The 20600-nt window shown below is 63.4% G+C and carries 17 protein-coding genes and 1 other annotated feature; of the genes, 7 read left to right on the top strand and 10 right to left on the bottom strand.

The window, feature by feature from the left end:
- Positions 1–32: 32 nt before the first annotated feature.
- Positions 33–1043: a YeiH family protein gene (locus JHX88_RS21105; RefSeq protein WP_076526827.1), complete on the bottom strand. Its 1011-nt coding sequence runs from the start codon at positions 1041–1043 to the stop codon at positions 33–35.
- A gap of 191 nt (positions 1044–1234) precedes the next feature.
- Between JHX88_RS21105 and JHX88_RS21100 the strand changes: the two genes are divergently transcribed.
- A complete protein-coding gene (locus tag JHX88_RS21100) occupies positions 1235–2239 on the top strand; it encodes an ornithine cyclodeaminase family protein (protein WP_076526826.1) in 1005 nt (334 codons plus the stop codon).
- Positions 2240–2252: 13 nt separating this feature from the next.
- Entirely contained in the window at positions 2253–3920 is a 1668-nt protein-coding gene (locus JHX88_RS21095) for a tetratricopeptide repeat protein (RefSeq protein WP_076526825.1), read from the top strand.
- Between the two features lie 145 nt (positions 3921–4065).
- On the opposite strand, the gene JHX88_RS21090 is transcribed toward JHX88_RS21095, so the two are convergent.
- Both JHX88_RS21090 and hutC read right to left on the bottom strand, forming a co-directional pair.
- A complete protein-coding gene (locus JHX88_RS21090; protein WP_076526824.1) occupies positions 4066–4869 on the bottom strand; it encodes a phosphate/phosphite/phosphonate ABC transporter substrate-binding protein in 804 nt (267 codons plus the stop codon).
- Complete coding sequence (gene hutC, locus JHX88_RS21085; RefSeq protein WP_176011459.1) at positions 4869–5615, bottom strand: histidine utilization repressor; 747 nt, start codon at positions 5613–5615, stop codon at positions 4869–4871. The genes JHX88_RS21090 and hutC overlap by 1 nt, the downstream gene beginning before the upstream one ends.
- Positions 5616–5772: 157 nt before the next feature.
- Between hutC and JHX88_RS21080 the strand changes: the two genes are divergently transcribed.
- From JHX88_RS21080 to JHX88_RS21070, 3 genes are read left to right on the top strand one after another with little or no spacing between them, the layout of a single operon-like run.
- A complete protein-coding gene (locus tag JHX88_RS21080) occupies positions 5773–6810 on the top strand; it encodes a TRAP transporter substrate-binding protein (protein ID WP_076526823.1) in 1038 nt (345 codons plus the stop codon).
- A 60-nt stretch (positions 6811–6870) separates the two neighbouring features.
- Entirely contained in the window at positions 6871–7407 is a 537-nt protein-coding gene (locus tag JHX88_RS21075) for a TRAP transporter small permease (RefSeq protein WP_076526822.1), read from the top strand.
- A 9-nt stretch (positions 7408–7416) separates the two neighbouring features.
- On the top strand, positions 7417–8721 hold the full coding sequence (locus JHX88_RS21070) for a TRAP transporter large permease (protein ID WP_076526821.1): 1305 nt from the start codon (positions 7417–7419) through the stop codon (positions 8719–8721).
- Positions 8722–8802: 81 nt separating this feature from the next.
- Here JHX88_RS21070 and JHX88_RS21065 read toward each other — a convergent pair whose 3' ends face one another.
- From JHX88_RS21065 to JHX88_RS21050, 4 genes are all read right to left on the bottom strand, one after another.
- Positions 8803–10533, bottom strand: a complete 1731-nt coding sequence (locus JHX88_RS21065) for an OmpA family protein (RefSeq protein ID WP_076526820.1) — start codon at positions 10531–10533, stop codon at positions 8803–8805.
- A 136-nt stretch (positions 10534–10669) separates the two neighbouring features.
- Positions 10670–11179, bottom strand: a complete 510-nt coding sequence (locus JHX88_RS21060) for a L,D-transpeptidase family protein (RefSeq protein WP_076526819.1) — start codon at positions 11177–11179, stop codon at positions 10670–10672.
- 107 nt (positions 11180–11286) lie between these two features.
- Positions 11287–12573 (bottom strand): SAM-dependent methyltransferase, encoded by a 1287-nt coding sequence (locus tag JHX88_RS21055; protein WP_076526818.1) that lies wholly within the window; start codon positions 12571–12573, stop codon positions 11287–11289.
- Between the two features lie 102 nt (positions 12574–12675).
- Positions 12676–12729, bottom strand: a sequence feature (sul1 is cis-regulatory element that is thought to sense ions involved in sulfur or methionine metabolism; They are found in Alphaproteobacteria).
- A 248-nt stretch (positions 12730–12977) separates the two neighbouring features.
- Positions 12978–13610 (bottom strand): nucleoside/nucleotide kinase family protein, encoded by a 633-nt coding sequence (locus JHX88_RS21050; protein WP_076526817.1) that lies wholly within the window; start codon positions 13608–13610, stop codon positions 12978–12980.
- A 163-nt stretch (positions 13611–13773) separates the two neighbouring features.
- Between JHX88_RS21050 and JHX88_RS21045 the strand changes: the two genes are divergently transcribed.
- A complete protein-coding gene (locus tag JHX88_RS21045) occupies positions 13774–14724 on the top strand; it encodes a TAXI family TRAP transporter solute-binding subunit (protein WP_076526816.1) in 951 nt (316 codons plus the stop codon).
- Between the two features lie 231 nt (positions 14725–14955).
- On the top strand, positions 14956–16764 hold the full coding sequence (locus JHX88_RS21040) for a TRAP transporter permease (RefSeq protein WP_076526940.1): 1809 nt from the start codon (positions 14956–14958) through the stop codon (positions 16762–16764).
- A gap of 378 nt (positions 16765–17142) precedes the next feature.
- On the opposite strand, the gene repC is transcribed toward JHX88_RS21040, so the two are convergent.
- From repC to repA, 3 genes are all read right to left on the bottom strand, one after another.
- A complete protein-coding gene (gene repC, locus JHX88_RS21035) occupies positions 17143–18312 on the bottom strand; it encodes a plasmid replication protein RepC (RefSeq protein WP_272848310.1) in 1170 nt (389 codons plus the stop codon).
- A gap of 175 nt (positions 18313–18487) precedes the next feature.
- Positions 18488–19414, bottom strand: coding sequence for a plasmid partitioning protein RepB (repB, locus tag JHX88_RS21030; RefSeq protein WP_076526814.1), 927 nt, complete (start codon positions 19412–19414; stop codon positions 18488–18490).
- A gap of 10 nt (positions 19415–19424) precedes the next feature.
- Positions 19425–20600: a plasmid partitioning protein RepA gene (repA, locus tag JHX88_RS21025; protein WP_076526813.1), complete on the bottom strand. Its 1176-nt coding sequence runs from the start codon at positions 20598–20600 to the stop codon at positions 19425–19427.

Here is a 20600-nt window from a genome sequence, read left to right as displayed (position 1 = left end):
CCCGCGAAATCGGGCTCAAGACCCACCCGAGGTCACAGCAGATAAAGCCCCATGACCACGAAGCAGGCGATGAATGCCGTCTCGAGCACGAGCAGCATGATCGCCTGCGGTCCGATCTCCAGCACGGTCTTGAGCGAGGTCTTCATGCCGACCGCCGCAATGGCGATCAGAAGCAACCAGCGCGACAGGTCATTGGCGACCGCCACCACGGGTCCGGGCAGGAGGCCGAGCGAATTCAACCCGGCGATGGCGATGAACCCGATCAGGAAGGGCGGCACCAGCGCGATTTTCGACGCCCCGGATCCGACCTTCCCGTCGTGACGATTGGTCAGCGCCACCAGCGTGACGACGACCGGGGCCAGCATGGCCACGCGGATCAACTTGACCAGGGTGGCGGTATCGCCGGCGGTTTCTGACACCGAATACCCAGCCCCCACCACTTGCGCCACGTCATGGATGGTGCCGCCAAGAAAGAACCCGGCGGTGAAATCGTCGAAATTCAGCCAGCCCGCCAATATCGGGTAGGCGATCATCGTCAAGGTGCTGAGCAGCGTAACGCCTAGAACGGTGAAGGTCAGGTTAAGTTCGGATTTCTCGTTACGGGGCAGCACCGCCGCAAGCGCCATCGCCGCCGAGGCACCGCAGATCGCCACCGCACCGCCGGTCAGCACCCCGAAGCGCCAGCCCCGGCCCATGATCCGCGCGATCAGGATGCCGAACAGGATGGTGCAGACCACCGCCAGCACGACCAGCACGACCAGGCCAGCGCCAAGCTCGACCAGGGCGCTGACGCTGATCCGCGCGCCCAGCAACGCAACGCCAAGGCGCAGCAGGAACCGGGCAGAGAACCCGATCCCCTCGACGCAGCGCCCGGTCTCGGACAGGAAGGCAAGGGTCATGCCGAGCAACAGGGCCATCAGCATCGCCGGGACGCCGTAATGTTCGGACAGGAACTGCGCCGCAAGCGCCACGCAGATCGCGATCATCAGGCCGGGCGCGATGCCGCGCAGCCCATTACGCAGCCCGTTCAGTTTTTCATGCATGCCGTATCAGCCCGGTACTTTCCCTGGAAATGTCACGAAACGATCTACGGGACCCGGGACAATATTGCACGTCGCCACTCCTTGGAAAAATCCGGCTTTTAGCTTGTATATATAAGTATATACGATAAGGTGGCCGGGTCAACGCCACGCCACCACCCGGCGTCACGGCACATAGCGGAGGGAATGCTGGAATGACCGAGATCTGGATGGATTATCTCAATGCCCTGGATGTCGAGGCGCTTGCCCTGACCAATGACGAGATCCTGGATGCCATCGAAACCTGCCTGGCCGCACAGGGCCGGGGCGAAACGGTGATCGAACCCAGGGTCCACCTTGTTCCCGAAACATCGGAAAAGGGCCATTTCAATGTCCTGCGGGGCTATGTGAAGCCGCTCGATGTGGCCGGCGTCAAGGTGGTCGGGGATTTCGTCGACAATTACAAGCAGGGCCTGCCATCCGAACTGGCGGTCCTGAACCTGTTCGACCCGGAGACCGGCGTTCCCAAGGCGATCGTCGACGCGACCGCGATCACCGAGATGCGCACCGGGGCCGTGACCGCGATCGGCGCGAAATACCTGGCCCGCAAGGACAGCAGGATCCTTGGCCATGTCGGCACGCGGGGAACCTCTTACTGGAATATCCGGCTCATGGATCATCTCTTCGATTTCGAGGAAATCCGTGTCCATTCCCGCCGTCCCGAAAGCCGCGAATCCTTTGCCAAACGGCTGGAACGGGATCTCGGCAAGAAGATTGTCGTAACCGATAACTGGCAGGATTGCCTCGAAGGCGCCGACATCATGGTCGAAGCAACGCGCCTGCCCGAGCCACAGCCGATGTTCAAGACGGAATGGATCAAAAAAGGCGCATTCGTCGTGCCCTATGGCACCATGAGCGCTGTCGAATTCGACCTGACCGACATCATGGACAAGATCCTCGTCGATGACTGGGGGCAATGCGGCCCCGGGCGGCCCTATGGCTCGCTCCGCCGGCATGTGGATGAAGGCAAGCTGACGCCCGAAACCCTCTATGCCGAGATGGGCGAAGTCGCCGCGGGGCTGAAACCGGGCCGGGAAAGCGATGACGAGACGATCCTTTTCTGGCATCGCGGCCTGTCCAGCACCGATGTCGCGCTCGGCGCCGCGATGATCGGCAAGGCCGCCGGCATGGGCATCGGCCAGAAGCTGCGATTCAAGTAGAACAGGAACCGCGATGTCACAGGGTTACCGTTTCGATCTGAATGACTGGCGCAGACCTGTCACCACCTCTTCGCCGCAGGCCCGGACATGGTTCGACCGGGGCCTGGCCTGGACCTATGGCTACAACCATGAAGAGGCGGTTCTCTGCTTCCGCGAGGCCCTGAAGCATGACCCCCATTGCGCGATGGCGTGGTGGGGCATCGCCTATGCCAGTGGTCCGTTCTACAATCGGCCATGGATCCGCTTCACGCGATCCGAGATCGCCGAAGCCCTGCCCGTCTGCCATGACGCCGCAGCGCGGGCCGTCGCGGCAAGCGCAGGGGTGTCGCCGCAGGAAAAGGCGCTGATCGAGGCGATCCCGTGCCGCTATCCGCAGGCCGAACCGGCGCCGCTGGCCGAACTCAACCGCTGGCATGACGATTTCACCGACCGGATGCGCGCGGCCCATCGCGCCTTTCCCGATGATCTCGACATCGCCGCGCTGTTCGTCGAGGCCGCCGTGACCCGCACGCCCCGCAAGCTGTGGAATATCCGGACGGGCGCACCCCTTCCGGGCTCGGATATCGTCGAAGCGGTCGAGGTGCTGGACCGGGCCATGCGCGGCATGACCGCCCCCGGGGCCACGCCCCATCCCGGCATCATCCACATGTATCTGCACGCGATGGAAATGTCGCAGGAGCCCGAAAAGGCACTGCTGGCCGCCGATACCCTGCGGGACCTGGCGCAGGACGAGGGGCATTTCCACCACATGCCGGCGCATATCTATGTGCAATGCGGCGACTATGCCCAATCCCTCGCCGTCAGCAAACGCGCTGTCGCGAGGGATGACAAATATCTCGCCGAACGCGGGGCGCGGAACTTCTATACCACCGCCCGCTGCCACGACCTGCATCTCTACATGTTCGCGGCCATGATGCTGGGCCAGTATCGCAGCGCCCTTTATGCCGCGGACCGGATCTGCGGGACGGCCACCCCGGAACTGATCGCCGAAAGCTTTCCCTTCATGGCCGCGATCCTCGACGGCTATTCGGCGATGCGCGTGCATGTCCTGGTCCGCTTTGGCCGCTGGTCCGACCTGATCGCCGCCGAGCAGGTGCATGACGCCGAACGCACCCCGATCCGCGCGGCGATGGATGCCTACGGCAAGGGGGTGGCCCATTCCGCCCTGGGCAATGTCGATGAGGCCGAAATGGCGCAGCGCCGTTTTCACGACATCCTCGCGAATATCCCCGGCGAGGCGGTTTTCCTCAGCAACCCGGTGACCGAGATGCTGGCCGTCGGCGAGGCGATGCTGGAAGGCGAGCTGGAATATCGCAAGGGCAATTACGACCGGGCCTTCCGCGCCCTGCGCCTGGCCGTCGAACGCGACGACAACCTGACCTATACAGAGCCCTGGGCCTGGATGCATCCGCCCCGCCACGCGCTTGGCGCGCTTCTGGCCGAGCAGGGGCATTTCGCGCAAGCCGAAGAAGCCTATCGCGCCGATCTCGGGCTCGACGACCAGATCGCCCGCTGCACCCGGCATCCGGACAATATCTGGGCCCTGCGCGGGCTTCTGGAATGTCTCGAGCACAAGGGGGATCGCAGCGGGCAGGCGATGATCGCGCAGAAACTCGCCATTGCCGAGGCGCGTGCGGATGTTGCCGTGACCAGCGCCTGCTTCTGCCGCGGCAGCGGCTAGCGCGGGCTGCGTCCCGCGATGGCTGGGGGGGTTCACACCCCGTCGCCGGCTGGTTCTCGAACCAGTGGCGCACCCGCCGCCGACCCCAGAGGATATTTGTATGAAGAAGAAAGGGCTAGCTCGGCGAAGGGCATCGCCGGGCCTTTCAGCTGGGCACCGGATAGCCCGCCGCAAGCGCTTCGCGATCCCATTCTTCGGTGATGCCATAGCGTTCGGGATCGGGGATACGGGCGAAACCGGACAGGCAGAGATCTTCCAGAAGTGGGCGCAGGACGGGATCGGCGGCAGCATTCTCGAATGCCCGGCCAAGCGCCTCGACGATCTTCGGATCGATCTCCCTGGAGGCGATGAGAAGAGGGATCGGCGTCGGTTCGGTTCTGGCGACGATCCGCAACCGTTGCGCGGTCTCCGGTTCGTGGCGCCTGAGCAGGGCATGGAAATAGCTGTCCAGCGGGGCGATATCGGCCTTCCCCTCCAGGACCGAACGCAGCGAGGCCCGCGGCGTGACCAGCGGCCCGAGGCTTTCACGATAGAGAGGCGCGCCATCCCTGCTGAACTTCAAGAGCATCCGCCGGGGCGCGTTGAACCCCGATTGCGACCCCGCATCCGTCCAGGCAATCCGGCCTCCGAACGTATCCTCGAGCCTGTGGTAGGGGCTGGCGGCATCGACCACCATGTCGGTGCAATAGCTCGGTCCGCTGCAATCGCGGTCAACCGGCACCGGCGCGGCGACGATCTGCGGTCCCGGCGATCTTTTCCGGAACGGCCAGCCGCACATGAACACCGCCCCCAGATCCGCCCGGTTCCACAATTCATCCAGCGGCGCGGGGGCAGGATAATCCACCACCTCCAACGGGTGACCGGCCTGCGCCGATATCCGGGTGATCAGCTCTCGCCACAGCCCGGCCACGGTAGGGGTGACGTCATACATGCGGGTGCAGGCGATCATCACGCGATTTCCCGTGCGATTCCGGGCCCCTGGAACCGGCCGCCCAAGCGGAAGGACTCGCCGGGATGGACAAGCTGGACATAGGTGATCAGCCTGTTCCCCGACCATGTCCGGCGCACCAGGCGCAGGCAGGGATCGCTTTCGCCGATCTCGAGCAGCCGGCTCATTTCCGCGGTCGGCCGGATCGCGTCGACCTTGTGCTCGACCTCGGTGAAATTCACGTTCTTCAGAAGGTAGTCCGACGCGGTCGCCTTGCTGAAATCCTGCTCGAGGAAATCCGGGGAGAAAGCCGGGTTCACCACCCTGTTCTCGAGCTGGATCGGCACGCCGTCGCATTTATGCACCGCCTGTAGCTGATAGACCCGCGCCCGAAGCGGCAGGCCCAACCGTTCCGCCTCGTCATCGCCGATCATTCCCTCGCTGATATCGATCGGAACACAGGAATGCACCCCGCCACGCAACGCGATATCCTGCGCGATGCTGCGGATCTCGATCAGCGGGGCCAGCGGCTTGTACTCCGCCACGAAAGTTCCCAGCCCCTGCACCCGGTTCAACCGGCCCTCGACCGTCAATTCCTTGACCGCACGGTTCACGGTCATGCGCGAGGCAGAGAATTTCGTGGCCAGTTGCGCCTCTGACGGCACCTTGTCCCCCACCGCCAGCGTCCCGGACTCGATCTCTTCAAGGATGAACTCCTTGATCTGCTGACTGATCGGGGTCTGCGCCTGCTTCTTCAACTGATCCACAATCAAATTCCAAACCTGCCCAAAGATTACCGTTGCATTAATTGTATATACCTGCATAGACTTGTCAACGACTGACGCGGCGACTCGAAGATCGCGAAACTTCTACGCTCACACTGCCCACATATCTCGGCAGCACAAGAACAGGGAGAACGTCACGATGGCTAAGCTTTTGAGAAACCTCACTCTGGCGGCCGGGCTCGGCCTGCTGCTGAATGCCGGAACCGGGCAACCGGGCGCCGCGCAAGAGCAGGTGACATTGCGATTCGCGAGTGCGTTCTCGCCCATGAGCGCGAATAACCGCATCAGCGTTCCCGCCTTCATCGAGGCGGTCGAGGAAGCCTCGGAAGGGACGCTGAAGATCGAGCATTTTCCCGGCGGAACCCTGGGAAAAAGCCCGCCCCAGCAACTTTCCATGGTCGAGAACGGCATTGTCGATATCGCCGAGGTGGTGACCTCCTACACGCCCGGCCGGTTCCCCGAATTGTCGGTCTTCGAACTTCCCTTCCTCGCCGAATCCAATGTCGAGGCGGGACTGGCCGCCTACAAGCTCTATGAGAAGGGGCTGGTCTCGGATTTCGAGGAGCTGATGCTGGTCGGCATCATCATGACCGGACCATATGGCCTGTCCTCGACCGATCCGATCACCTCGCTCGAGGATCTGAACGGCCAGCGGCTGCGGGTCGGCGGACCGATCCAGACGGAAATGGCCAATCTGCTCGGCGCCGCCCCGGTCGGCAATATCCCCGCCCCGCAGATCGCCGAGAACATCTCGCGCGGGTTGATCGGCGGCACCATGATGGCCCCCGGCAACCTCTACAACTTCCGGATCTCGGATGCGGCGACCCATCACCTGTGGGATCTGAAACTGGGTTCGGTCGCGGTCATCTTCCCGATCCGCCGCGACACCTATGAAAAGCTTCCGCCCAAGGCGAAAGAGGCCTTCGACACCTATTCCGGCGAATGGTTCACCCGCGTTCTGGGCGAAGGCCTGGACAAGCAGCAGGAAGAAAGCATGGCCAAGATCAGGGAGGACGGCAACCAGACCGTTCATGAATGGTCCGAGGCCCAGATCGAAGAGGCGCGGGAATTGCTGGCGCCGGTGCGCGAGGAATGGGACCAGCCCAACGCGGATGGCGCCAATCTCTACGAGGAAGCCGTCAGCGCGATCGAAGAGGTCCGCAGCGACGCGAATTGATGCGCATGGCCCCCGGACAGCGGGGGCCCCTGTCTGGTTCAGCTATCGAAAGACGGAAAGATGCAATCCACATCGCTCATCACCAGATGGCTGGCGCGCAGCGAGCTGATCGCGGCCATCGGGCTTGTCGGACTGTTGGCGCTGTCAGTCGCGACGATTGCCGATGTCGTCATGCGCACGGTTTTCAACAGCCCGATCTACGGGTTCAGCGACCTGATCGAGATCGTCACCCCGCCGATCGTCGCCTCCTGCCTGCCGGTGGCCCTCGCTGCCCGGCAGAACATCACCATCCGCTTTCTCGGCCGCGCCCTGCCACCCCGCCCCGGCCAGGCCGTCGAGCTTCTGGGCCAGGTTGCCGTCCTGCTCTTCATCCTGGGGGTGACCTGGCGGGTGGCCGTCTATAGCTGGGAAATGTTTGCCAACCAGCAGGTCACCTGGCTGTTGGGCATACCGACCTGGCCGTTCTGGCTGCTGACCAGCCTGCTGCTGGTTCTCTGCCTGCCCATCCAGTGCCTCGTCACCGCCGAGACATTCGCGAATATGCGCAGGGGCCAGCCACTGGAAGACGAGCATCCCGAACTCGAAGAAGGCATATAGGAACAGACCATGGATCCCATCACGATCGGCATGCTCGGCTTTCTCGGCATGCTCCTTCTCATCGCCCTTCATGTGCCTATCGGAATCGCGATGGCCCTGGCGGGGGTCGTGGGCTTTTCCTTCCTGACCGGCAATATCTCGGCCGGGATCGCCATGTTCGGTACCGAGACCGCGGGCGCCATCGCCAGCCCGGAACTGATCATCATCCCGATGTTCCTGCTGATGGGCTCGCTTGCCGGGATATCCGGATTGGCGGGCGATCTCTACCGTCTCGCCAATGCCCTGATCGGGCATCGCAAGGGCGGGCTGGCCATGGCGACCATCGCGGGCTGCGGCGGATTCGGCGCCGCCTGCGGCTCATCCATCGCGACCACCGCCACCATGGCGCGGATCGCCCTGCCGGAAATGGAGAGCCGCAACTATTCGCGCAGCCTCGGCACCGGCTGCATCGCGGCGGGCGGCACCCTGGGCTCGCTGATCCCGCCCTCGTCGATCATGCTGATCTATGCCTTCCTGACCGAGCAATTCGTCGTTGACCTGTTCATCGCCGGTATCCTTCCGGGGCTTCTGACCATCGGCATCTACGGGCTCGCGATCTACCTGCTGGTCCGCAGGAAACCCTCCCTCGCGCCCGCCGGCGAGCGGTCGAGCTGGGCAGAGGCAGGCCGGGTCGCGCTGTCCACCTGGGGGATCATCCTGGTCATCCTGATCATGACCGTCGGCCTCTATGGCGGAATCTTCACCGTCACCGAGGCAGCGGCGGCGGGCGTGCTGGTGACATTCCTCTTCGCATGGGCGAGGGGCAAGCTGAACCTCGCGGATCTCAAGCGCGTCGTGGCCGAGACCGCGCATAGCGTCGGGATGCTCTATGTGATCCTCATCGGCGCGCATATCTTCTCGAATTTCGTCACCCTGACGCATATGCCCTCGGCCCTGGTCGATGCGGTCATTTCCCTGGGCCTCGCGCCACTCGCGGTCATCCTGTTGCTCGCGGCGATGTATATCGCTCTTGGGGCGATCTTCGACTCGATCGCGGCGATGGTCATCACACTGCCATTCGTGTTCCCGCTGGTGACCGAGGGGCTTGGCTATGATCCGATCTGGTGGGGGATCGTCATGATCGTGGTGATCGAGATCGGCATGATTACACCGCCCATCGGGATCAATGTCTTCGTGATGCACGGCGTCCGTAAGGATATCCCGCTCGGTACAATCTTCCACGGTATCATGCCGTTTCTTGGAGCCGATATCATCAGGCTGCTATTGATCATCCTGTTCCCGGCCATCGCCCTCTGGCTTCCGGCTTCGATGTAACGGCGCCGCCCCGCTGTTACGGCGGGGCGGCGCGCACCGAAGGTATTTCAACCGGGAAGACGCCGCGCAGAGAACGTTACCCTATTCCGAAGACGCGGTCTGCAGCAGGTCGGTGATCCGGCGGACCGAGCTTCGGCGATTGGCGCGGACATCCCCCGCCTCCCCGGTTTTCAGGAATTCTTCGCCATAGCCCTGAACCACCAGGTTCTCGGGCGGCACATCGAAATACTCGGTCAGCGCCAGCGCCACGGATTCCGCCCGCCGGTCCGACAGCGCGAGATTCATCGCCGAATCCCCGACCGTGTCGGTATATCCCTCGACCATGTACATCTCGCGCGGGTTCTCGCGGATTCGATCCTCCATCACCCGTCCCAGGGCCGAAAGATGTTCTGCCTGGCCGGGCGGGATCGCCGCCGAACCGGTATCGAAGGTGATCGCCGGGATATCCACCGTCGCGACTAGCGAGCGCACCTCGGGGATGTTGCGGATCTGGCCGAGCGTGAAGCGACGGTCGATATTGGCCTCGCGGTTCAGCGCCGCGCGCAGCGCCTCTTCATCCATGGAATTGCCGAGTTCCGTGACCGGGGCCGGTTCCGGAAGGCTGTCGATATCGACGGGCCGGACATCTTCCGTATCGTCGATCAGCCGGCTCGTGCGGCCATCCGGCGAGATCAGCGTGCGGCGCAGGATCTGCATGTTGGCGTCGCGAATGGTGACGACCTTGCTGCCATCGGCCCGTGTCACCACCGTCCGCGAGGACCCGTCATCGAAACGCTCGGTCTCGACATTCGAACCGGGCTGGCGCAGCAGCGCCACATCGTCCCGGACGATTTCCTGGCTGCCATCCGGGCGCGTCGTCACCACCCGGTCGGGCGAGCTGAGCGCGACCTGGCGGTTATTGTTCAGCATCGAGCCCACCGCGAGCGCACCAAGCCCCAGAAGCAGCGCCTTGGTCAGATCGTTGTCGTCGTCGTCATCGTCGCGGGCTTCCTGCCTCTTGCGCTCCTCTTTCCGCCAGCGGGACTCGTTTTCGCGCCGCTTGTTCCGGTCCCCCGACATCGCATCGCGCAGGCTGGTGGCGAAATCCTCGTCGGACGAGCGTGAATTCCCATCGGTAATCACCTGCCGGATGACATCGCCCGACCCCGAACCGAGCAGGCTGTGCAGAGCGGCGGCCTCGGGCGCACGCGCCGCCTCGGCGGCCTCCCGTGCAGCCGCGCTCCGGGTCCGCCGCTTCTCGGCGCGGCGTTCTTCGGCCTCGCGCCTTTCAGCGCGGCGCTTTTCCGCGGCTTTCCGCTCTTGCTGACGCGCCTTTTCGGCAGCCTTCTTGTCCTCTTCGCGGGCCTTCCGGGCCTGCGCTTCCTTGCGTTTCTCACGCTTGGCCTCCTGCCGCTCCTTGCGCTCTTCGCGCTTCGCTTCCGCGGCCTTCTTGTCCTCTTCGCGAGCCTTCCGGGCCTGCGCTTTCTTGCGCTTCTCGCGCTTGGCCTCCTGCCGCTCCTTGCGTTCTTCACGCTTCGCTTCCGCGGCCTTCTTGTCCTCTTCGCGAGCCTTCCGGGCTTGCGCCTCCTTGCGTTTCTCACGCTTGGCCTCTTGCCGCTCCTTGCGCTCTTCACGCTTCGCTTCCGCAGCCTTCTTCTTCTCCTCGGCCTTGCGCTTGAGCTCTTTCTCCGACTGCTCCTGCTTTCGCTCCAACTCCTGGGAGAGCCTTTGGGAGAAATCCTTTTCATCCGAAGCCTCCGCCCATACCAGATGGGGCATCAGCATCGAGAGACAGGTTACAATGGCGGTTGTATTGCGAGCGATGCGTTTCATCTGACGCCCTCATGTCACGGTTCGGAACTTGCTTGCAGCATAAACGGCCCGAACCGGAACGGGTTCCGCCCGGAAAGCGTCCTTCACGCAATATTCATGACAAATCCCGGCGCTTCCGCGCCTCGCCGGGAATGTTTCAGGGGGTGATGTAGATCGGGGTGCCGTCCTCGACCATGGCATAGATCTCCTCGGCCTGTTCATCGGTCACCGCGATGCAGCCGACGGTCCAGTCGCGCTCGCGCTGCGCCAGAACCCGCCCCTCCGGCCCCTGGCCGTGGATGAAGATATCGCTGCCGACCTGGAGGCCCTGTTCGGCCGCCCGCGCGATGTCCTGCTCATCGGGATAGGAAATGCCGATCGACAGGTGATAGCGGCTCTCGGGATTGCGGCGGTCGATGTAATAGAGACCTTCAGGCGTCTTGCCATCGCCCTCGTATTCCTTGTCTCCGACCGGATAGGTGCCCAACCCGATGGGATAGACCTTCAGCGCCCTCTTGCCGCTGAACAGATACATCTGCCGCGCGCCCTTGTTCACCACGACGCGGGTGACCCTTGGACCGGTATAGGATTTGAATTTGCTGGGCCCGCAGGCCGCGATGCCGGATAAAAGCGCGCCGGCAAGGAAATTTCTGCGTCCGAATGCCATGAGATCAATCTAGTATCGAAAATCCGGCCCGGCAACGCACCGAAACCGCAATATGTGCCATCTCACCGCTCACATTTGCGAGAGATCGCCGCGATGGGCAGGTTCCCTCATCCCGCCGCCGTCTGCGAGCGCTCCGAAACCCGGTCCCGTTGGCGCAGACCCTCCTCGTTCTCGGTCATGTAATCGCGGGTCACCGGCAGCGCCGAGACAGATTTCGCGAACTGGATCTGATGGATAACCAGCCCCTGGTAGCGGAAACCCGTCTCCGCGCCGGCCAGGTAGAACTCCCACATCCGCGCGAAACGCTTGTCGTAAAGCTCGACCGCCCGCATGCGATTGGCCATGAAGCGCTTGCGCCAATGCCGCAGCGTGTCGGCGTAATGCAGCCGCAGCACCTCGACATCGGTGACCGTCAACCCGTTGCGCTCGATCTCGGGCATCACCTCGGACAGCGACGGCAGGTAGCCGCCGGGGAAGATGTATTTCCGGACCCAGCCATTGGTGACATAGGGCGCGGTGGTCCGGCCGATATAGTGCAGGACCCCCACGCCGTCATCCTCCAGCAGGTCCCGGACCTTAGCGAAGAACTCGCCATAGCTGCGCTTGCCGACATGCTCGAACATGCCCACCGAGACGATCCGGTCGAACCGTCCGGTCAGCGAGCGATAGTCGCGCAGCTTGAAATCCACCTGCCCCTCGCGCTTTTCCGCGCGGGCGCGCTCGTTCGAGATCGCCAGCTGCTCGTCGGACAGGGTGACGCCCAGCACGCTCGCATCGTACATCCGCGCAAGATACAGCGCCAGCCCGCCCCAGCCCGAGCCGATATCCAGCACCCGCTGACCGGGTTCCAGGTTCATCTTGGCGGCCAGATGCCGTTTCTTGGCCAGTTGCGCCTCTTCCAGCCCGTCGCCCGGGGTTTCGAAATAGCCGCAGGAATATTGCCGGTCGCTATCGAGGAACAGGTCATAGAGCCGCCGGTCGAGATCGTAGTGATGGGCGACATTGCGGCGTGAGCGCGTGGGGGAGTTGTAATCGAGGAGCCTGACAAACAGCCGCACCAGGCGGCGGGTGAGGCTTGACAGCCCGGACGGTTCGTCGACGGTCATATTGGTGAAGATCAGGTCGAGCAGGTCATACATCTCGCCATCGAGCATGACCAGATCGCCATCCATATAGGCCTCGCCGACCGCCAGATCCGGATAAAGCACGATCCGCGTGAGCGCTTTCCAGCTCGTGATCCGGATCCGGACCTGCCGCCCCGAACCGTCACCACCCGCACAGCTATCCCCCGATGGCATCTCCACCACCAGGGAGCCCTTGCGGATCGTGTCCGACAACAGATCCTCGAATTTCTCGCGTATGATCCGGCGAAACAGGGAGTCGCGTTTTTTCATGTCAAAGCGTTCACATTCGATGCGAGCACAGATTCACATGCGATGCCACCAATGCTGTCGACCACATGACCCTAGAACCCATGGCAACAGGAACCCGCTCGGAATTGCCCGGGGGATAGGCGCCCGGATGAGCCACTCGACCAGGTCGAGTCCAGTTCAAGCAAAAATCTGCTACAACCAAAGTCGAATGTAAACGCTTTCGCGGCGAATTGGCAGAGCCCTGCCATTTTTGCCACATTCTCCGTCAAGACATTCCATCGTCTCGACAAATTCGCGGCTTTCCCTGCTCGCCCCCTGTTCTTCTTCATGCAAATATCCCGGGGGGTCGACGGGAGGTCGCGCCACTGGTTCGAGAGACCTGCCGGCGACGGGGCAGGCAGCCCCCGGCCATCGCGGGACGCATCTCAGCCGTTGGGAAGGCGCAGATCCGCCGAACGGCCATGTTCCAGCACCAGACGCATGTTCGGCAGATCGTTGCCCTCCATCTTGCGCCGGGCAAGATCCGCATCCATCCCCGCCCAACGCGCGGCAAGGCGGTCCCGCAATGTCGCCTCGGCCACGTCGATGAAGACCGACAGGTCAAAGCATCCGGCAAGATCCGACCAGCCCGGCCGGTCGAGCAGAAGGTAATTCCCCTCGACGATGATCAGCCGTACCCCCGGGGGGATTTCCTGCGCCCCCGCCCGGGCGATCTCAATGGAGCGGTCGAAGACCGGCACCACCACCGGGCGGCCATCGTCGAGCGCCAGCCGTTCCAGCATGACCCTGAAACCATCGACATCATAGGTATGCGGTGCGCCCTTGCGGTCGCGCTGGCCGCGCGCCTCCAGCAGCATGTCGTCGAAATGATAGCCGTCCATCGCCAGCACCGCCGCCCGTCCGGGCATCCGTGCCTCCAGCTCACCGACCAGCGCCTCGGCCACATGGCTCTTGCCCGCACCCGGCGCGCCCGCCAGCGCCACGAGCACGCGCCGATCGCCTCCCGCCATATCGGCAAGGCGGTCGAGCAGGGCCCCCATCGTCGTATCACGCGTCATCTCTGCTCCTCCGGCTTTTCGCTGATGCCATAAGCCATCCGAATGCGCCGCCGTCAAATCCGGTCATCGTCAAACCCATCGGATGCTTGCCGATGGCGGCAAACTCGGGTTGCATAATTGCGCGTCCGCGTAAACTGTGGCGCAAAACCCGAGGAGGACCCAGATGAAACGCCGCAACCTGATCGCCGCCGCCATGGCACTCATGTCCTGCGCAGGACTGGCCCTGCCCGCAATGGCGCAGACCCAGCTTACTTTCAAATCCGCCAAGACCGGCACATCCTATTACCAGATGGGGGTCGAATTGGCCGAAGCCGTCAAGAGCGCCTCGCAGGAAGCCCTGATCATGACGGTCGAGGAAAGCCAGGGCTCGGTCCAGAACGTGATGGAGGTGCGTGCGCGGGGCGGCGACTATATCTTCACCTCGCCGCCTTCGCTGATCGCCTCGGCCAAGGAGGGTGCCGGACCGTTCGAGGGCAAGGCCGATCCGAAATTCTCGGACATCCGGGCGCTGTTCCCGATCCCCTCGCTGACCATGCATTTCGTCGTCACCGGCAGTGAGGGCCCGACCGACATGTCGGTGCTGGAAGGAACCCGCATCCTGCTTGGCAAGGGCACGTTCAGCGCCACCGAGGGGGAAAGATATCTCGAATTGTTCGGGTTGAAGAACAACGTGACCGTCGCCGATGCCGAATTGTCCAATGCCGGGGATGCGCTCAAGAACGGCCAGATCGACGCCTTCGTCTCGGCCAGCAGCTGGCCCGCGCCGAATATCATCGAGGCGGCGGCCAGCACCGGCGTCCGCATCCTGTCGCTGAGCGAGGCCCAGGTCGAGGAAACCGGCCAGGCCCGTGTCGAGATCCCCGCGGAAACCTATCCCGGACAGGCTGAGCCGATCGTCACCACCGGCCTGCCGGTCGTGGCCTTCACCACCACGGCGATGGATGAACAGACCGCCTATGATCTGACCAAACATTTCTGGGAAACCCGCGAGAAACTGGCGGAAACCGCCGCCTGGTGGGCGGGTGTCAGCCCCGAACAGGTGGCCGGTATCGGCGAGCTGCATCCCGGCGCAGCGCGCTATTACGAAGAGGCGGGCGTCGATACCGGCGAGTAAGGGGGACCTGCGTCCCGCGATGGCCGGGGGCGCTTCGCCCCGTCGCCGGCTGGTCTCTCGAACCAGTGGCGCGACCTGCCGGCGACCCCCAGAGGATATTTGCATGAAGAAGAAAGAGCGGGAGTGCCGGTTGCTTGCGGTCTTTTGGACGAACGATCCCCGAGCCTTTGAACTGACCCGCAGCCCTTTTGCATGGTTCCGCCGATGAAATCCGTTTCTGCTCCGATCGAGATGCCCTCTACCGCCGACACGGCCAGCCCCCCTGCCCGGCCGCTGGCGCTGATCGCGGCGGCGCTGCTGGTGTTTTACCATCTTGGGCTGATCTTTTACGGGCTGACGCCCAACCTTGTCGCCCGCCCGCTGCATATGGCACTGATCCTGCCCTGGATATTCCTTTTCACCGACAGCCATTCGCTGGTGTCGCGGCTCAGCGGATGGGTGTTGGGCGCGCTTGGGGTCGCCGCCTCGGTTTGGGTGGCGTGGAACGCCGATGCGCTGTCCGATCAATACGGCTTTGTCGAGAGCGGGTTCCAATATGCCACCGGTGCCGTGCTGTTGATCTCGGTTCTTGAGGCGGCACGGCGGGCCATTGGCTGGCCGCTGCCGATCGTGGCGGCGCTGTCGCTGGCATATGCGTTCTGGGGCCACCTGATCCCCGGCGAGTTCGGCCATGCCCCCCTGCCCCATGCCAGCCTGATGGGCACGCTGACCCTGGCCGAGGGCGGCATCTGGGGCACCCTGACCGGGGTATCGGTGGGCGTCGTCGCCATCTTCGTGATCTTCGGCGCGGTGCTGAACGCGGGCGAGGCCGGACAGGGGTTCATGAACCTCTCGGCCGCGGCAGCCGGTCGCCTGCGCGGAGGGGCGGCCAAGGTCAGCGTGCTGGCCTCTGCCCTGTTCGGCTCGATCTCGGGATCGGCCTCGGCCAATGTCGCCTCGACCGGGGCCGTGACCATGCCCGCGATGGTCCGGTTGGGATATCCGCGCCGCATCGCCGCGGCGGTCGAGGCCGTCGCCTCGTCGGGCGGACAGATCATGCCGCCACTGATGGGGGCCGGGGCTTTCGTCATGGTCGAACTGACCGGGGTGCCCTATACCGGCATCGTGCTGGCTGCCGCCCTGCCCGCGTTTTCGTATTTCCTCGTGGTCTGGATCGGCATCGACGCCTATGCCCGGCGCTTCGATCTGCGTGGCATCGACGCCAAAGATCGCCCTGCGCCGCGCATTGTCGCCATTACCTCGGCCTTCTTCCTGGTCCCCTTCACCGTGCTGATGGTGGCCATGTTCGGCATGGGCTACACGCCGCAATTCTCGGCCTGCCTGTCGATCATGGTAGCCGCCGTTCTGCTGCTGGCGGGTGCGGATGGACGGATCGACCTGCACCGGGCCAAGGGGCGGATAAGCGAAGCCCTGATCACCGCAGCCCGGCAGGTCTCGATGATTGCGGCCATCATCCTGTGTGCTTCGATCATCATCGGTGTTCTGGCCGTGACCGGCTTGGGGGTCAAGATCACCTCGCTGATCCTGTCGGTCTCGGGCGGGATGCTGTGGCCGTCGCTGCTGCTGACGGCACTTGCCTGCCTGGTGCTGGGGATGGAGGTGCCGACCACCGCCGCCTATGTCATCTGCGTGTCCGTCGCGGGCCCTGCCCTGACCCAGCTTGGCCTGACACCGCTTCAGGCGCATCTGTTCGTCTTCTGGTTCGCGCTGCTGTCGACCATCACGCCGCCGGTCTGCGGCGCGGTCTTCATCGCGGCGGGCATGATCGGCGAGAACTGGATCAAGGTCGCGCTGACGGCCATGGCGCTGGGGGTTGGCCTTTACCTGATCCCGCTGGCGATGATCGCGCATCCGGCGCTGATCGAACTGGCCGGAACTCCGGGGGCTGCGCTGTTGGCGGCGGTCCAGATCGGCATCGGTTGCGGGTTGATTTCGCATGGGCTGATCGGGGAAAGACGAGTCATGCGGACCGCACTGTTCCTGATCCTCGGGGTCGCGGTGCTGTTCGGGGGGCCAATGCTGGCAGCGATGGGGATTTGAGCGATATGCACGCCGATTTCAATGATCATACGCAGAGATATTATTGAATTATAATGATTTTTACTGATTCCCGCGTCCCGAAGCGTGAATGTCCGTGCCTCGCTGGAGTGCAGCCCCTGCTTTCCACTCTTGTAAGGGTGCTTTCCGAACGGATACTCACCAAAGCCCGCGCTGCAAAGTTGACAGCTGTCAACACGCCCTGCCCTTCGCTTCAGCATCCGAGCCGCTTGATTGATAACCTGGATAACGCCTCGATATGGCTTGCCGGTATTCGGGCCCGACAACGCTTCGAGATGCCATTTTCACGATCGCTCACCCACCCCGATTGTTGACAGCTGTCAACACGAGGTCCCTGCCCGGACTGGCGGATCAAGGCGGTCACAGGGCCTGACGATTTTCGGCTCGCAGCAAGGCCATCACCATCGGTCCGGGAGAGAATCCGCTTGTGACCGCCTTTGCTGTCAGCGAGCGAAGATAACCACCCGGTCGCATGATCGTATCGGCGCGTTGCAACATGCAGGCTAGCGTCATGGCCGCGATTTCGTGACCCATGTTGTCCTGCGCCTGCCGCCAGGCATCCGGGCTGATCCCGAGCATCGGATAGACGAAATTGGAAACCCCCACCAGGTCCCGCCAGGTCCGGATTCCGTCCGGAGCATAGTCAAGGATATCCGGCGCCGCCTTCAACAACACGCCAAGCGGAATCGGCGGGTCCTTCGCGAGATGATCGGACTGTCTGTCCTGCTTTTCTTCGCATGGTTCAGATTCATGGATCTCTTTATCTGAACTCTGATGGTGCCGCTCGGTTTCGCTGTCACTGCCGCTCATTTCTTCTGTTTCAGGTGCGATCACGGCCTTGACCTGATCCAGAAGCTGTTGGGCCCGTTCGGCCAGTTCGCGCAATTTTCCAGTGTCCAGCTTGCGACGAAGCGCGCGTTGCAGCAAGGCGCAGCCATCCGAGAGCGCGTCCCAATTCGCCGCGATCTGTTCGCGGCCCCATTGGATCAGCTTGCCCGCGTCGCGCAGCCGGATCACGGCGCTTTCGCGCAACCTGCGCTTCGTGAATTCGACATGACGGGCCTCTTGCGCGGCCGAGGCGATCTCGGCGGATCGGGTCAGCAAGGGCCGCAGATCAAAGCCGAATACCCGGTCCAGCGAACCGGAAAGATCGCGGGTGGCATAGCGCTTCCCATTCGGACTGTCGCGGCGCAGCAGCAGCCCGGCACGCACCAGCGCCGCCAGATGCCGCCGCAGGGTGCTTTCGGCCATTCCATGCGCGCGGTCTGACAGGCTGGCATTCGAGGGAAAGACGATCAGCTTGTCGTCATCTGCCAGCTCCTTGCCGGGATGGAAGGACAGAAGCGCCGCCAGAACCGCGAGATCGCGGTCGCTGATGCCGTATGCGGCGCGTGCCGTGGTCAGGTCGCGCAGCACGGCCCATTTGTCGGGCGCGTGGTCCGGGGCAGGGGCCTCGGCCAATGCCTGGGTTGCGAGCAGGCCAGCCGTCACCGGCTGCCGCCCGAAAGGCGTCATCGAAATATGCCTCATTTTCATGTCACTGGGGTAAAAACCACCATTCGCCCACAAGGACGTTGTTGACAGCTGTCAACTTTTGCCGTTATCTTCGAGGTGCTAGATCGAGAAACGGCCCTTCGGGATGTATGTCCTGGGGGGCTTTTCTTTTGGTTCTACCGTGTCGTGCCTCCTTGCTGCTTCATTTGCCTCATCTTCCCGCCCGGCCTTCCTTTTTTTGCCAGTCGCGGTGAAGCTCTGTCATGTGATCGACTAGCCAATCGGCAAAGGCGCGGCCCTCGCCGGATAGTTCGATCACAGTTTTTCCCTTTGTTTTCCGCGCGCTCCCCAAGCTGACGCCATCCTGCCCCTGCAAGGCGCGCGGTGCCGCCGAGGCCGGTTTCGGCGCAGCCAATGATGCCAGCACGGCCACGAAACGCGCATCGGAATCCGGGCCCTTTGCGGCCTCGATCAGCGCATCCGCATCGCGCCCCTTGGCCTTTTCGGCCAGCGCAAGCCAGCGGTCGCGCCCCGCCGACGGCGCGGCCCCGATGGCGCGGATCACCTCTTCGGGGATGGCGTCGGTGACGGTCAGCATCCGCGAGATCACCGTCTTGTCGATTGACAGGGCGTCGCAGATGATCTTGCGCTCATAGCCGACCCGGGTCATCTGGGCGGCGAAATTGGCCTTCTCGATGAAGCTGAGATCCTTGCGGGCGCTGTTTTCCTGCCCCTGCGCGACGATCAGCTCGCGGTCGTTCAGCTGCCGCAGCATCGCCTTGACCGGCATCTGCAATTCACGCAGCGCGCGGACCCGGCGGCGGCCGAACACCACCTCGTAGCGGCCCTCGTAATTGGGGCTGTGACGCAGCAGGACCGGCACTTGCTGGCCATATTCCGCCATGGATTGCTTCAGCGCCTCGATCCCCTCGGGGTCGTCATCCAGCCGGTCCTTGATACCGGCATCGTCGATCATGTCCGCCGGCACCTCGATCAGCGCGCGGGATTTCAGATCGGCGATGGAGCGGCTGACAGCGCCGATCGCGCCACGGCTGTAGCGGGGCGGGGCAGGGGATTCGTCCTTGGCGGCCGAGGCGCCCTCGGACATCAATCCCTTCAGCAGGTCCTTGCGTGCCATCTTTCCCCCTTCAGCGGCCCCATGCCGCCTGTATCAGCCCTTCGATCTCGCCATTCACGGCGTTCAGGCTCTCCATCGCGCGCTCATAGGTGGCGCGGGTGAATTGTGATTTCTCGATCTCGTACAGCGTCTGCTTGGTGATCCCGGCATCCGAGATCGCCGTGGATTTCAGCACCGGATGGTTCAGCACATGCTCGCCGAACATCGAGCGCATGAAGCTGACCATCTGGTTCTGTGGCCCGTCCCCGGGCTCGTAGCGGGTGATGACATAGCGCATCCAGTCATAGGTCATGTCCCCCCCGGCCTCGGAGACCACGCCGAGAAGATTCGAGGTCATCAGCAGGAACTGGCACATCGACATGACGTCGAGCATCTGCGGATGCACGGTGACAAGGATGGCCGTGGCGGCGGACAGGGCGGACATGGTCAGGAATCCAAGCTGTGGCGGGCAGTCGATGACAACGACGTCGTAATCGTCCTCGACCTCGCCCAGCTTGTCGCCGATCCTGGTGAAAAAGATGTTACCCGCGCGTTCGATGATGGCGCGCGGGGTCTCGTGCTCGAACTCCATCAGGTCGAGATTGCCGGGAATCAGGTCGAGATTCGTGAAATAGGTCCGCTGGATCACGTTGCGCAACGGCACCGGATCCTCGTAGCGAATCGCATCGTAGAGCGTGCCGCCATCCAGCAGGTCGAATTCCGGCTGGAACCCGTGCAGGGCGGACAGGCTGGCCTGCGGGTCGAGATCGATGCCGAGCACACGATACCCGTCCAGCGCCAGCTTCTGCGCCAGGTGGGCGGCGGTGGTGGTCTTGCCCGATCCGCCCTTGAAATTAATCACCGTGATGACCTGCAGGTGATCCTCGCCACGCCGTCCGGGAAGGTAGGTGCCGGTAGATTTTGCGCCTTTTTCCAATAGCTTGCGCAATTCCTGGATATCGGCAGGAGTATAATAGCGCCGCCCGCCCGCCCGCGTCTCGGGGCTGGGGCCACGGCCTTCAAGGTCCAGTTTGCGCAGATAGGCGTCCTTGACGCCAAGCAGATCCGCCACCTCGCCGCTGGTGAACTTGCGCAATTCACGCCTTGCGTCAGGTGGAAAAAGCTGTGCCCTATGCGCCTGCAGGCGCTCGGACAGCGCGAGTGCATGGTCGCCCACCAGCTTGTCGATGCGAGTCTTCTGCCGCAT

This window comes from Paracoccus saliphilus, from assembly GCF_028553805.1.
Taxonomy (GTDB): Bacteria; Pseudomonadota; Alphaproteobacteria; order Rhodobacterales; family Rhodobacteraceae; genus Paracoccus; species Paracoccus saliphilus.
The sequence above is the reverse complement of the archived record's forward strand: the minus strand, read 5'-3'. Positions and strand labels throughout refer to the sequence as shown.